The sequence below is a fragment of the Halorientalis brevis genome (genome assembly GCF_023077655.1).
In genome coordinates, this window is sequence record NZ_JALLGV010000005.1 from 62,040 (window position 1) to 75,400 (window position 13,361).

Below are 13,361 nucleotides of genomic sequence, written 5' to 3' on the forward strand. Positions count from 1 at the left end.
TTGTACGTCGTTCTCAGAGACCCCAGAACAGCCAGATGAACACCGGTGTGACGACGGACAGGAGCAACTGGAGCGGGGCGCCGACCCGGACGTAGTCGGTAAATCGGTAGCCGCCGGGACTGTACACCATGAGGTTGGTCTGATAGCCAACCGGGGTCATGAACGCCGTCGAAGCGGCGAAGGTGACGCCCAGAACGAAGGCGAACGGCTCCGCACCGATCCGCGTGGCCGTACTGACAGCGATCGGCAACAGCAGTACCACGCTCGCGACCGGGGTGATGACGTTAGCAAGCAAGCCCGTGAGCACGTAGAACAACGCCAGTACAGCCAGCGGCGGCAGCAGGTCTGCCTGTTCCACGATGAGCGACGCCAGGAGCGCGGCCCCGCCGGTCTCCTGTAAGGCGATGCCGAGCGGGATCACGCCCGCCAACAGGAAGATGACGTCCCAGCTGACCGCGTCGTAGGCGTCCGCCGGGTCGAGGAGGTCAGTCACCAGCATCGCGACGACCCCGCCGAGCGCGGCGATGACGATGGGAGAGAGGCCGAGCGCTGCGACGGCGATCACTGCACCGACGATCCCGACCGCTAACCCCGCCTCCGAGCGGTCCAGCATCGGCGGTTCGTCGAGGTGCGACTGATACCCAACGGCCGATTCTGAGACCAGAATTACCCCCGTCTCTTCGAGGGCCTGGATCGCGGACGTGCTGGCGTGGATCAGGAGGGCGTCGCCCTCCGCAAGTGACACTGTGGTCAGGTCCTCACGGTGAACGTCACTTCCCTGCCTGATCGCCAGCACGGTCGCACCGTACACTGCTCTGAGTTTCGCGCTCCCGACTGATTCCCCCACGAGGGGTGAACTCGCGGGAAGCACGGCTTCGACGACCGTGCCACCGCCGGATTGCTGTGAGAGTTCCTGCTCGGTGACGCCCGCTGCGGGCAGGCGCCGGAGCGAGTCGGCAGCGACGAACGCGTCGAGTTGCTCCCGCGAGCCGCGGACGGTCAAGACGTCACCAGCACGGATTTCGCGTTCACTGCCGGCCGCCAGGAACGTCTCGTCCCCACGGACGATCTGGACGACGTCGACCGGGACGTCGCGTTCGGCCATCGCCGCCGCGACGGGCAGGCCGACTAGCGGCGAGGACCCTCTGACGTACACGCGCGTGACGTGATCGCCGAGGCCGAACTCCTCTATGAGGTCCGCCGGGTGAATCCGCTCGGGCAGGAGCCACTGACCGACCGTCACGAGGTAGATGACCCCGAACGAGAGGACGACGGCACCGAGATGCGTGAACTCGAACATCGAGAACGGGTGGTCGAGCAGCTCTCGCGAGAGGTCGCTGGCGACGAGGTTCGTGGACGTCCCGACGAGCGTGAGCGTGCCCCCAAGCATCGCCGCGTAGGACAGCGGCATCAGCAACTTCGACGGCGAGACGTAGCTTTCGTCGGCGAGATCCGTGATCATCGGAATGAACACAGCGACGACGGGCGTGTTGTTGACGAAGCCGGCGATCGGTCCCGTGAGCCCGACGGTCGCGCCGAGCACGCTGTCGGGGTCACCGCGAGTGACCCGAGCGACTTTCGCCCCGAGCACCTGCACGAGTCCGGTCTCCTGAACGCCCGCACTGAGAACGAACATGGCCAGGATCGTCACCGTCGCCGGGTTGGCCAACCCCGAGATAGCCGCCGTCGGAGTCATCTGCGTCCAGGGTTCCAGGACGGCCAACGCGACGATGACCGCGAGTGCCGTCGTGTCCGGCGAAACCACTTCGGTCACGAACAGTACGATGGTTGCGACGACGAGCGCGAACACGACGAGCATCCCCGCCGTGACCGGTGGTGCCATGTCCGTTCGACTCGCTGACCTGACTTATACCTGATGCGCTCGGACGGCTCCGGGCGATTTAACTCCGGGACGTGGCTACGGACGGTCGATGGAGTTTGCCGCGTTCGCCGACCACGCCGGGGAAATCGAAGCCGAGCCTGCGGACTTGGAGATCGTCGCCCTGGTCACGGAGTTGTTCGAACGAGCCGACGACGACCTCGCGACGATCGCCCGATTCCTTCAGGGGCGTGTGTTCCCAGCCCACGACTCGACGACGCTCGACATCGGCCCGCGGCTCTGTTACGAAGCCATCGCCCGCGCCGCCGGCAAGAACGTCTCGGCAGACGACGTCGAGGACCGACTGGCCGAGGTCGGCGAGATCGGCGAGGTCGCTGCGAGTTACGAGTTCGGTGGCCAGCAGGGACTTGGCGCGTTCACCGGCGGCGGGGCGGACGGCCTGACGGTCAGCGAAGTCGACGAGGAGTTGCGAACGCTCGCAGCCGTCGAAGGCAGCGGCAGTCAGGACACGAAACTCGACATCCTCTTCGGACTGTTCAACAGAGCCGATCCCGACGAGGCCAGGTATCTCGCCAGACTCGTCCTCTCGGAGATGCGCATCGGCGTCGGCGAGGGAACGGTCAGGGACGCGATCGGCGACGCCTTCGACGTCCCGGTCGCGTCCGTCGAGCGTGCCCTTCAGGTCTCGAACGACTACGGCCTCGTTGCTGAAGTCGCCCGCGACGAGGGCGAGGACGGGCTGGATTCGCTCTACCTGGAGACCGGACGACCCGTGCAGGCGATGCTCGCTCAGGCCGGGACCGTCACCGATGCGCTCGAGGCGTGGGACGAAGCCGCGGTCTCCTGGAAGTTCGACGGCGCGCGAATCCAGGTGCACTACGACGGCGACGACGTGTCGCTGTTCTCCCGGAACATGGAGGACGTGACCGACGCGCTGCCGGAAGTCGTCGAGTTCGTCGAGGCCAACCTGACCGCCCCGGCGATCCTCGACGGCGAGGTCGTCGCGGTCGACGACGAGGGTGACCCGCTCCCGTTCCAGGAGATTCTCCGTCGCTTCCGCCGGAAACACGACGTCGCGAAGGCGCGCGAGGAAGTCGCGGTCGAACTGGAAGCGTTCGACTGCCTCCACGCCGACGGCGACGACCTGCTGGACGTCGCACTGCCGGCTCGCCACGAGCGATTGGTCGAGGTCCTGGACGACGGCGTCGCGGGACTGTGGATCACCGACGACCCCGACGAGATCGCCGAGGTCGAATCCCAGGCCCTCGACGCGGGGCACGAAGGAATCATGCTCAAGAACCCCGAGTCGACGTACTCGCCCGGGCGGCGCGGGCAGAACTGGCTCAAGCGCAAGCCGGACGTCGAGACGCTCGACCTGGTCGTCACTGGCGCGGAGTGGGGCGAAGGACGGCGCGCGGAGTTCCTCGGAACGTTCATGCTCTCGGTTCGCGCGGGCGAGGAGTTCGAGCCGATCGGCAAAGTCGCCACGGGCATCACCGACGAGGAACTCGCGGAGTTGACCGACTTGCTGGAACCACACGTGCTGACCGAAGACGGCAAAGACGTCGAGATCGATCCCGCCGTGGTGTTCGAGGTCGGATACGAGGAGATTCAGGCGTCGCCGACGTACGAATCGGGCTGGGCGCTCCGGTTCCCGCGATTCCTCGGCGTGCGCGACGACAAGAACCCCGAAGACGCCGATACGAAAGCCCGCGTCGAGCGCCTCGTCGAGGACCAGTAGGTCAGACTCCGCGTCGGTGAGGGACAACATCCCGCCGGGACGACCCCTCGAAATCGGAATTGTGCGTGCGACTGGATCGACAGCGGTTTTTCGTGGTCTCGACCTACTGTCGTCCATGACCGTAGACCACGGGACACTCTCCATCGAGTGGTCCGGGTTGGCGACAGTTCGGATCGAATCGTCGGACGGAACGGTCGTCTACTTCGATCCCGGACGGTACGGCGTGCTCGACGACTACGACACACGGGACGGCGACCTCGTATGCGTCAGTCACGTCCACCACTACGATCCGGACGGCATCGAGCGGGTCGCGAACGACGACGCGACCGTCGTCGTCCACGAAGCCGTCCACCACAGCGAGACGGACAGGGACGTCACTCCGGTCCGCGACCTCCCCTTCGAGGTCAAACGCGTCGACGACGAGACCGACACCGTCGAGGCAGGGATCATCCTCCGGACGCTGGCCGCGTACAACCAGCCAGACGGTCCGCACGTGGACGAAAACGGTGAGCCGTACCACCCGAAAGGGCGAGGCTGTGGTTTCATCGTCCACGTCGACGGTGAGCGGGTCTGCTGGCCCGGCGACACCGACGTCCTCGAGGGCCACGCCGAACTCGACGTCTCGGTTTTCCTCCCGCCGATCGGCGGGACGTTCACGATGGATCGCCACGAGGCTGCCGACCTCGCCGAAAACCTCGACCCGGACCTCGTCGTTCCGATCCACTACGACACCTTCGACGAGATCGCGGTCGATGCAGCGGCCTTCGCTGCTGACCTCGAACAGCGAGGCGTCCACGTCGAACTGGACGAGTCGTAACCGACCTGCGTTCTCGTTGGTCGGCGATCTATTCTCGGTGGTGCGGCCAGTTGTCGGCCTCGACGAACTCGTTGCTGCCACAGGCCCCACACTCGGCGGGTGCCTCGTAGTGATGGTCTCCGGCCTCGCGTCCCGTCACCGTTCCGGCGTGGACGACCTGGCAGTCGGTGCAGACGTACGTCCGCGGATGCTCTGGCGTATGTGCCATACTCTCAAGTCGATCCGAAGGGGGATAAAAGTCAGAAGCAACTCTCTGCTCCCGGGCACTACCGCCAGTTCTCGTTGCCGGAGTAACGTACTGCAGAACAGGTGACGCTCAGAGCCCGATCAGATGACGCCCATCTCGTCGAGTCGCTCGGGGAGGTAGGTGTCCGTCACGAAGTCCAGGCCGCGTGCTGCGAGCGACTGCTGTTCTGCCTTCTTCTCGATGTCGAGCTGGAGTTCGATCTGCTCTTTCCAGTAGTCGGAGGTAAAGCGCGGGTCTTCGAGTTCGGACTCCAGGGCGTTGACGTCCGAATCGCTGAGCGGGTCCGTCGGCAGGTCGTAGTCGACGATGTCCTCCGGCTGGATGCCGATGTACTGTGCTTCCGGGGTCGCGAGGTACTCCGAGAGGTGTGCGGATTTGATCGAGCCGTACGCGACCGACCCGAAGATGCGGTACGACCACGGGTCGCCGTCAGTGAAGACAGTCACCGGCAGGCCCAGTTCGTCGTGGAGCCGCTTCGTGATCCGGCGAGTGGCGCGCGCCGGCTGGCCTTTCAGGTGAACGATGATGGCGTTGTACTCCTCGTCGAACCCGTTCTCGACGAGTCGGTCGCGCATACCACCGGTCTCCACGCACAGGACGAAGTCCGCGTCGTTGTCGAGGAACTCGATGGTGTCCGGGTTGTTCGGAATCTGGTATCCGCCCTCCCCGACGTCCTCCTGACAGTGGATCTCGCGTTCGCCCCGCCGGGTCTGCTCGCGGATCCGGAGCGGCCCCATGATAGTCGCGCCGGATTCCTCCGGTCGCATGTGGAACTCCTCGCGGCGCACCTCCGAGACGATTTCCAGGTCCTCGATGAGCTGGTTGGACTCGTCCTGGGAGTTGAACTGGGCGTCTTTCTCGTCGAAGGACTCGCTCAGGTAGTACAGCTCACGCAGGGTGGACGAACGGTCTTCGTCGAGCTGCTGGGCGAGGAAGTCGATCGTATAGATCGCCTTCAACAGCTTCTGGGCACCGCTTACGGTCTTTGCACTCCGAGTACTGTGACGGTCGCCGTACACCCAGACGCCCTTCTCGTCGTCGAAGACGATGTTGCTCTTCGTCCGCGTCGGGATCGACATCGTCGGGACGTCGCCGTGGTCGAACTGGTCGTAGAACTGTGCCGCGAGATCGATCAGTCGCTCGCGGGCGTCGCCTTCCGCTTGTGGTGAATCCGTACTCATTGTTATGCGTCGATCGTCAGTTTCTCGTCCTCGATTCCCTCGACCTGGATGTCGAACGTGGCCTCGCCGTTGACGTTGTACTCGATGGTCGCTTCTTCACCGGCTTTCACCGTCGGCGACCACTTCACGAACCACTCGCCGTCCATCTCGACGACCTCGGCGCCCTCGATCTCGCCCGGATCTTCCGTGACGATGTCGGTGATCTCCAGGCTCGCGTTCGTGGAGTCGTTGTTCTCGATGACCAGTCGCACCACGTCGTCGGCGCGTTCCCGCTCGACGAGGACGTTGTTCATGATGCGAGCCAGCGTGTCGTCGATGTTCAACTCGCCCTTGCCGGTCACGCCCTCCAGCTTCTCGGCCATCGCCGGGAGGATCGTCGCGAGTTTGTCCTGCTTGCGCCGGCGCTTCTCCATCGACCGCCGCTTCTTGAGGTAGGACTTCAGGTCGCGTGCCGAGTCGCGGATCGCCCGCTCGATCTCGTCTTCGATTTCGGGAACGTTCGCCACCGCGTCCTTGGACTCGCTGGTGAAGGGCACGTTCGTCGACGCGACGTGAACCATGATGACGGCCGGCCCGTTCGGAATCCCGCTGCCGCCGGGCTGGTCGAGTTTGTAGTTGCGCCAGTTGATCGTCTTGACCACGTCGGTGATGGCACAGGCGCCGCGCTGGTAGACGAGCGGGACCCGGTTCGCGAATCGCATCACGTCCGTCTTGCCGCCTTCTTCGAGTTCGCCGCCGTAGGCGATCCCGGCTTCGACGATGAACGGATCGCCGCCGTGGACCGACGCGTCGCGCGTCGTCGACGAGTAGAAGTCCGCGTCGAACACCTTCTTGAGCCCTTCCAAGACGAGGTCGTCGGTGATCGGCGAGAGACAGTCGGTCGGCGGCGCGATGATGTCGGCCGCGCGCATCGCCTCGTGGAGTTCGCTCGCCATGTCCCGATCCTCGGCGATCTCCTTGATCTTGGGGACGTCGTCGGGGACGGTCCGCATCCGCTCCCAGAGCGCGTCGGTGACCTTTCCGCGCGCCTTCTCCCCGAACGTCGCGTCGTCGTACTCCTCGGTGTCGTCGGCTGATTTGTCGACGTACTGTTCGAGTTGTTTGCGCGTCACCCGGTCGCGGACGTCGTCGTCGCGGTTCTCGAACTTCGCGGCGATGCGCTCGGCGAGCCCCTGTACGTGGGCGTCGTCCTTCCGGTCTGTCGTCGCTCGGTCGACGAGCTGATACACGTCGGCCGTTCGCTCGGCCGTGATCTCGGCCCAGGCCGCTTCGACGGCGTTCTCCTGGACCGTGTCGCCGAACGTCGTGTCGTGGTCCTCGCCGACGGTCTCTGCGAAGTTGGCGACGACCTCGACCAGTTGGTGGTGCGCGATGAGTTCGCGCTCCTGGACTGCGTCGGCGATCGACTGGGCGAACTCGCTGGTGGCCTCCTGCCCTTTGTTGGCGACGGCGTCCTCGACGGCGGGAGCAACATCACCGTCCTCATGCTCGCGCGGGGCGTTCCAGGCCATCTCGCGACCGAAGTGATGGTCGCGGAAGTTGTCGATGATCGACGCCGACGTCTTCCCGCCGACGCGAGTGAACTCTTCCTGGAGGAACCCCGACGCGGAGTAAGAATCAGTGGCGTCGAGCATCTTCTGGAGGGTCCCCAGTTCGACGCCGTGTGGGTGCGGGCGAATCTCCTCGGTTTCGGCCGGGAGCTGGTCGGTCGCCCGCTCGTATTTCATGTGTTCCTTGGGCTCGCGCAGTTCGAGGCGCGCGTGCGGGTTGACGACCGCCGTGTGCTTGACGTAGTCGTGGAGCTGCTGGCGAGCGCGCATGTTCGCCTCCATCTCGACTTCGATGCGCGTCCCGTGCGGGCGGTCCCACGACGTGGTGTCTTCGACTTCGATCTCGGGTTCGTTGCTGTCCGTGTCGATGGTGAGTTCGAAGTACTTGGCGTCTGCACCGCGCTGGGTCCGGCTGGTGACCTTCGCAGGTTTCCCGCTGGTCAGTTGCGAGTAGAGGACGGCAGCGGAGATCCCGATCCCCTGCTGCCCGCGGCTCTGTTCTCTGGCGTGGAAGCGAGACCCGTAGAGCAGTTTCCCGAAGATCTTGGGGATCTGCTCTTTGGTGATGCCGGGCCCGTTGTCCTCGACGATGAGCCGGTAGTAGTCGCCGGCTTCCTGAATTTCGACGTAGATATCGGGGAGAATACCGGACTCTTCGCAGGCGTCCAGTGCGTTGTCTACGGCTTCCTTGACGGCCGTCACCAGCGCCCGGGCGCCCGAGTCGAACCCGAGCATCTGGCGGTTCTTCTCGAAGAACTCGGCGATGGAGATGGACCGCTGAGACTCTGCCAACTCCTCGGCGATCCCCTCTCCCTCGGCGAGCGTCGATTGGTACGAGGTCATCTTCTGGCTGTTTGTACCCCCGGAGGGGTTAAATGTTGTACGCTGCCGGGGTGAAAGTGAAACTCGACCGGAGAGTGGCCGAGAGTGTGCTAAACAGTACCAAAGCACGGCTCGCGCGCGCGAGCGTGCGGGAGTTTTATCAAGCCCCGTACCCTACGACGCTATAGATTTCATGTCTAAGGAGCCTGAATACGGAGCCAGGCAGATACAGGTCTTAGAAGGGCTGGAGGCCGTCCGAAAGCGGCCTGCGATGTACATCGGCTCGACTGACTCTCGCGGACTCCATCATCTCGTCTACGAAGTCGTTGACAACTCCATCGACGAAGCGCTCGCTGGATACTGTGATTCGATCGAGGTCACGATCCACGAGGACAACTCGGTGAGCGTCAGCGACGACGGACGAGGGATTCCCGTCGACACCCACGAGGAACACGACAAACCGGCACTGGAAGTCATCATGACGATCCTCCACGCCGGTGGGAAGTTCGACAACAAGTCCTACCAGGTCTCTGGTGGTCTCCACGGCGTCGGCGTGTCGGTCGTCAACGGCCTCTCGAAGTGGCTCGAAGCAGAGGTCAAGCGCGACGGGACGGTCTGGGAGCAGCGCTACGACCACGGCGAACCCGAGTACGACCTTCGCGAGGCGCGCGAGATGGAACCCGACGAGGAGACCGGGACGACCATCCGCTTTTGGCCAGACGACGAGATCTTCGAGACCGACGAGTTCGAGTTCTCGACGCTCGAAAGTCGGCTTCGCGAACTGGCCTTCCTCAACTCCGGCGTCGAGATCACGCTCCGCGACGAGCGCGACGGCGAGGAGGCGACTTTCCTCTACGAGGGCGGCATTCGCGAGTTCGTCGAGTACCTGAACGAGACGAAAAACCCCCTTCACGAAGACGTCATCTACTTCGAGGACGAGGGCGACATCGACGAGGGGACCGTCCACCTGGAGGTGGCGATGCAGGCCACCGACGAACTTCAGGGCTCGATCCACGCGTTCGCCAACAACATCAACACCCGCGAGGGCGGGAGCCACCTCACCGGGTTCAAGACCTCCCTCACCAGGGTGATCAACGACTACGCGAACGAGCACGGCATGCTCGGCGACCTCGACTCGAACCTCAAGGGCGACGACATCCGCGAGGGACTAACGGCCGTCATCTCGGTCAAACACCCCGATCCGCAGTTCGAGGGCCAGACGAAGACGAAACTCGGGAACAGCGAAGTTCGGGGGATCGTCGAGAGCGCCGTCCACGAGAAGTTGGCGACGCACTTCGAGGAGCACCCCGACGTGGCCAAGGCGATCATCTCGAAGGCCGTCGAGGCCGCAAAGGCCCGCAAAGCAGCCAAGAAGGCCGAAGAGCTCACCCGACGGAAGAACGCGCTGGAATCGACGGCGCTCCCCGGCAAACTCGCCGACTGTCAGACCAAAGACCCGACCGAGTCGGAGCTGTTCATCGTTGAGGGTGACTCCGCAGGCGGCAGCGCGAAACAGGGCCGCAATCCGGAGTTCCAGGCGATCCTCCCGCTGGGCGGGAAGATCCTGAACGTCGAGCGACACCGCCTCGACCGGATTCTGGAGAACGACGAGATCCGCAGCATGATCACGGCGATCGGGACGGGCATCGGCGACGAGTTCGACATCGAGGACGCGCGGTACGAACGCATCCTCATCATGACCGACGCCGACGTCGACGGGGCGCACATCCGGACGCTCCTCCTGACCCTGTTCTACCGCCACATGAAGCCGCTCATCGAGGCGGGCTACGTGTACGCGACGCAACCGCCGCTGTACCGCATCCGCTATCGCGGCAATACGTACGACGCGATGACCGAGCAGGAGCGCGAACAGATCGTCGCCGAGAAATGCGACGGGAACCCGACCCAGGTCCAGCGGTTCAAGGGGCTCGGCGAGATGAACCCCGAGCAACTCTGGGAGACGACGATGAACCCCGAGAACCGCCATCTGAAGCAGATCACCATCGAGGACGCCGCCGCGGCGGACAAGATGTTCTCGGTGCTGATGGGAGACGCAGTGGGGCCGCGCAAACAGTTCATCAAGGAACACTCGCCGGAAGCCGAGTGGGTCGACATCTAAACGATGAGTTCAGACATACCAGACGGTCCAGAAGACCAACCGACCGTGCCCGCTGCGAACGTCGAACGGGTACGCGTCGAAGACGAGATGGAGCAGAGTTACATCGACTACGCGATGTCCGTCATCGCGGGCCGCGCACTCCCGGACGTCCGTGACGGGCTAAAGCCCGTTCACCGGCGCATCCTCTACGCGATGCACGAGATGGGCGTCTCCTCGGGGAGCAGTCACCGCAAGTCCTCGTCCGTGGTGGGCGAGACGATGGGTGACTACCACCCCCACGGCGACCAGGCCATCTACGACACGCTCGTGGGCATGGCCCAGGACTTCGGGATGCGCTACCCGCTCGTCGACGGCCAGGGGAACTTCGGGTCGATGGACGGCGACCCCGCCGCGGCCATGCGGTACACCGAGGCCCGGATGAGTTCCATCTCGGAGGAACTGCTGGCGGACATCGAGAAGGACACCGTCGACTTCCAGCCCAACTACGACGACCGGCTGACCGAACCGGAGGTCCTCCCGGCGGCGTACCCGAACCTCCTGGTCAACGGCTCGACCGGGATCGCCGTGGGGATGTCGACGAAGATTCCCCCGCACAACCTCGGTGAGGTCATCGACGCCACGATCCACCTCATCGACAATCCGGACTGTTCGGTCGAGGACCTGCTCCACTTGGAGGAGAGCCCCGGACCGATCAAGGGCCCCGACTTCCCGACGGGCGCGAACATCGTCGGCCGGAACGACGTCCACAAGGCGTACAAGACCGGTCGCGGTCGCATCACGGTCCGCGCCGAGTACGAGGTCGACGACGAGGACGGCCGCATCGTCATCACGGAACTCCCGTATCAGGAGAACAAGGCCCGGATGGTCGAGCGGATCGCCGAGGACGTCAACGAGGGGAAAATCGAGGGTATCAGCGACCTTCGGGACGAGTCCGACCGCGACGGCGTCCGCATCGTCGTCGAACTCAAGCGCGGTGCGAACGTGGACGTCGTGGAGAACCAGCTGCTGGAACACCACCTCGAATCGACGTTCGGCGTCATCAACCTCTCGCTGGTCGACGGGCAGCCCCGCGTGCTGACGCTCAAGGAGACCTTAGCGGAGTACGTCGACCACCGCAAGGAAGTCGTCCGGCGTCGCAGCCAGTTCGAACTCGACGAGGCCGAGGACCGCGCCCACATCCTCGAAGGGCGGCTCACCGCCGTCGAAAACACGGACGACGTGATCGAACTCATTCAGGACGCCGAGGACCGGGGGTCCGCCAAGGAGGCACTCAAGTCCGAGTTCGACTTCTCTGAGGACCAGGCCGACCACATCGTGCGGATCCAGCTCGGCAGTCTCACCTCCGCAGAGGTCGAGGAGATCGAGACGGAGTACGAGGAAGTTCAGGAACGGATCGAGCGCTTAGAGGAGATCCTCGGCGACGAGCAGGAACTGCTCGACGTCATCAAGGACGAACTCGCGGAGATCAAAGACGAGTACGACGACGAGCGCCGGACCAAGATCATCGAGGACACCGGCGAGGTCACTCACGAGGACCTCATCCCGGAGGAAGACTGCGTGGTCGTCATCACCGAGGACGACTACATCAAGCGGATGCCCGTCGACAAGTTCGACCCCCAGGGTCGCGGCGGGAAAGGCATCATCGGCGCGGACCCCAAAGAGGGTGATCGCGTCCACAAGGTGTTCAGAGCCAATAGCCACGATTACCTGCTCTGTTTCACCAACCAGGGGCAGGTCTACCGGCTGAAGACCTACCAGGTCCCGGAGATGAGCCGGACCGCCCGGGGTAATCACATCCGGAACGTCATCGAGGGCATCGACGACGGCGAGGAGATCACGGCCGTCGTCAACACCGACGACTTCGAGTCCGACGAGTGTCTCACGATGGTCACCCGCGACGGCTACGTCAAGCGGACGCGCACGACAGAGTTCGAGAACATCCGCTCGACGGGGATCATCGCAGCCTCGCTGGAGGACGGTGACGAACTCGTCGACGTGGAGGTTACCACCGGGGACCAGGACCTCGTCATCGCCACCGAAGGCGGCATGACGATCCGCTTCGACGAGGACGAGGCCCGCGAGATGGGCCGGACCGCACGCGGCGTCGGTGCGATCAAACTGCAGGAGGGTGACGCCGTCACCGGCCTGGTCGCGACCGACGAGCACGACGAGCGTGCGCTGCTGACAGTCACGCAGAACGGCTACGGCAAGCGGACGAAGCTCAGCGAGTACCGCTGTCAGTCCCGCTACGGGAAAGGTCTCATCGACATCAAGACCGGGGGCCGAAACGGCCCAGTTACGGCCGTGAAAGCGGTCACCGAGGAGGATCACCTCATCATCATGAGCGAGCACGGGCAGATCATGCGCATCCGCGCCTCTGAAATCTCGACCGTCGGCCGGAACACGATGGGCGTCACCATCATGGAACTGGAGGGCAACGACGGCGTCGCGAGCGTGACCGTCGTGCCTGCACCCGAGACTGACGACGAGGAATAGCGACACCGACCGATCGATTCGTTTTTTCCGAAGAGCAGAACCGAACGTTGTGAGCGCGTGCGTTAGGCGTCGAGTCCGACCGTCAGCACTGGCACGGGCGCTGTTTCGACGACCCGCTGGGAGACGCTGCCGACGACGTTTCGCTCGTAGCTGTCGCCGCTGGTGCCCATCACGACGAGATCGATGTCGTTGTTCTCGACGTAGTCGACGATACACTCGGCGGGGTGGCCGATGTCGACGTCGCCGGTCGCTTCGATCCCCTGCTCCTGTGCGTTGGTGACGGCGTCGTCGATCGCCGTGAGCGCCTCTTCCTCGAGTTCCTGCCGAACTTCCTCGACGCGGTTGTCGTCGAGGACGAGGAACGCGCGGTCGTCGACGACCGACAGGACGTGCAGCGTCGCGTCTCTCGTCGCTGCGATGTCGAACGCGTGTTCCTCGACTCGGTCGGCATGTTCGCTTCTGTCCGTGGCAAAGAGGATCGACTCGTACATCTACACGTCCACACTGACGACGGAAACAAAAGCACTTCGCGATGAGTCTCAGTTCGT

General features: G+C 64.1%; 9 protein-coding genes. 4 read left to right on the forward strand and 5 right to left on the reverse strand.

The features are described from left to right. Positions 1-13: 13 nt before the first annotated feature. On the reverse strand, positions 14-1,843 hold the full coding sequence (locus MU553_RS12185; protein WP_247378250.1) for an SLC13 family permease: 1,830 nt from the start codon (positions 1,841-1,843) through the stop codon (positions 14-16). Positions 1,844-1,931: 88 nt separating this feature from the next. Here MU553_RS12185 and ligA point away from each other — a divergent pair, with 88 nt between their 5' ends. Together ligA and MU553_RS12195 are read left to right on the forward strand one after the other, a co-directional pair. Then, positions 1,932-3,581 carry an ATP-dependent DNA ligase LigA gene (gene ligA, locus MU553_RS12190; protein WP_247378252.1) on the forward strand — a complete coding sequence of 550 codons (1,650 nt, stop codon included), beginning with the start codon at positions 1,932-1,934 and terminating at the stop codon, positions 3,579-3,581. 115 nt (positions 3,582-3,696) lie between these two features. Next, entirely contained in the window at positions 3,697-4,398 is a 702-nt protein-coding gene (locus tag MU553_RS12195; protein ID WP_247378254.1) for an MBL fold metallo-hydrolase, read from the forward strand. Positions 4,399-4,426: 28 nt separating this feature from the next. On the opposite strand, the gene MU553_RS12200 is transcribed toward MU553_RS12195, so the two are convergent. The 3 genes from MU553_RS12200 to MU553_RS12210 form a co-directional block, all read right to left on the reverse strand. Continuing rightward, positions 4,427-4,606 carry a hypothetical protein gene (locus MU553_RS12200; RefSeq protein WP_247378257.1) on the reverse strand — a complete coding sequence of 60 codons (180 nt, stop codon included), beginning with the start codon at positions 4,604-4,606 and terminating at the stop codon, positions 4,427-4,429. Positions 4,607-4,725: 119 nt separating this feature from the next. Next, on the reverse strand, positions 4,726-5,826 hold the full coding sequence (locus MU553_RS12205) for a DNA topoisomerase IV subunit A (RefSeq protein ID WP_247378259.1): 1,101 nt from the start codon (positions 5,824-5,826) through the stop codon (positions 4,726-4,728). 2 nt (positions 5,827-5,828) lie between these two features. Next, a complete protein-coding gene (locus tag MU553_RS12210) occupies positions 5,829-8,219 on the reverse strand; it encodes a DNA topoisomerase VI subunit B (protein ID WP_247378261.1) in 2,391 nt (796 codons plus the stop codon). 172 nt (positions 8,220-8,391) lie between these two features. On the opposite strand from MU553_RS12210, the gene gyrB reads away from it, so the two are divergent. Together gyrB and gyrA are read left to right on the forward strand one after the other, a co-directional pair. Next, the gene (gyrB, locus tag MU553_RS12215) at positions 8,392-10,317 is read left to right on the forward strand and encodes a DNA topoisomerase (ATP-hydrolyzing) subunit B (RefSeq protein ID WP_247378263.1); all 1,926 of its coding nucleotides are present in this window, start codon (positions 8,392-8,394) and stop codon (positions 10,315-10,317) included. A gap of 3 nt (positions 10,318-10,320) precedes the next feature. After that, complete coding sequence (gyrA, locus tag MU553_RS12220) at positions 10,321-12,813, forward strand: DNA gyrase subunit A (RefSeq protein WP_247378266.1); 2,493 nt, start codon at positions 10,321-10,323, stop codon at positions 12,811-12,813. 62 nt (positions 12,814-12,875) lie between these two features. Here gyrA and MU553_RS12225 read toward each other — a convergent pair whose 3' ends face one another. Next, positions 12,876-13,304 (reverse strand): universal stress protein, encoded by a 429-nt coding sequence (locus MU553_RS12225; RefSeq protein WP_247378268.1) that lies wholly within the window; start codon positions 13,302-13,304, stop codon positions 12,876-12,878. Positions 13,305-13,361 lie beyond the last annotated feature (57 nt).

Coding starts and splice junctions, on each gene's coding strand:
- ligA (WP_247378252.1), top strand. CDS start 1,932: ATGGAGTTTGCCGCGTTCGCCGACCACGCCGGGGAAATCGAAGCCGAG.
- MU553_RS12225 (WP_247378268.1), bottom strand. CDS start 13,304: ATGTACGAGTCGATCCTCTTTGCCACGGACAGAAGCGAACATGCCGAC.
- MU553_RS12195 (WP_247378254.1), top strand. CDS start 3,697: ATGACCGTAGACCACGGGACACTCTCCATCGAGTGGTCCGGGTTGGCG.
- MU553_RS12200 (WP_247378257.1), bottom strand. CDS start 4,606: ATGGCACATACGCCAGAGCATCCGCGGACGTACGTCTGCACCGACTGC.
- gyrA (WP_247378266.1), top strand. CDS start 10,321: ATGAGTTCAGACATACCAGACGGTCCAGAAGACCAACCGACCGTGCCC.
- MU553_RS12205 (WP_247378259.1), bottom strand. CDS start 5,826: ATGAGTACGGATTCACCACAAGCGGAAGGCGACGCCCGCGAGCGACTG.
- gyrB (WP_247378263.1), top strand. CDS start 8,392: ATGTCTAAGGAGCCTGAATACGGAGCCAGGCAGATACAGGTCTTAGAA.
- MU553_RS12210 (WP_247378261.1), bottom strand. CDS start 8,219: ATGACCTCGTACCAATCGACGCTCGCCGAGGGAGAGGGGATCGCCGAG.
- MU553_RS12185 (WP_247378250.1), bottom strand. CDS start 1,843: ATGGCACCACCGGTCACGGCGGGGATGCTCGTCGTGTTCGCGCTCGTC.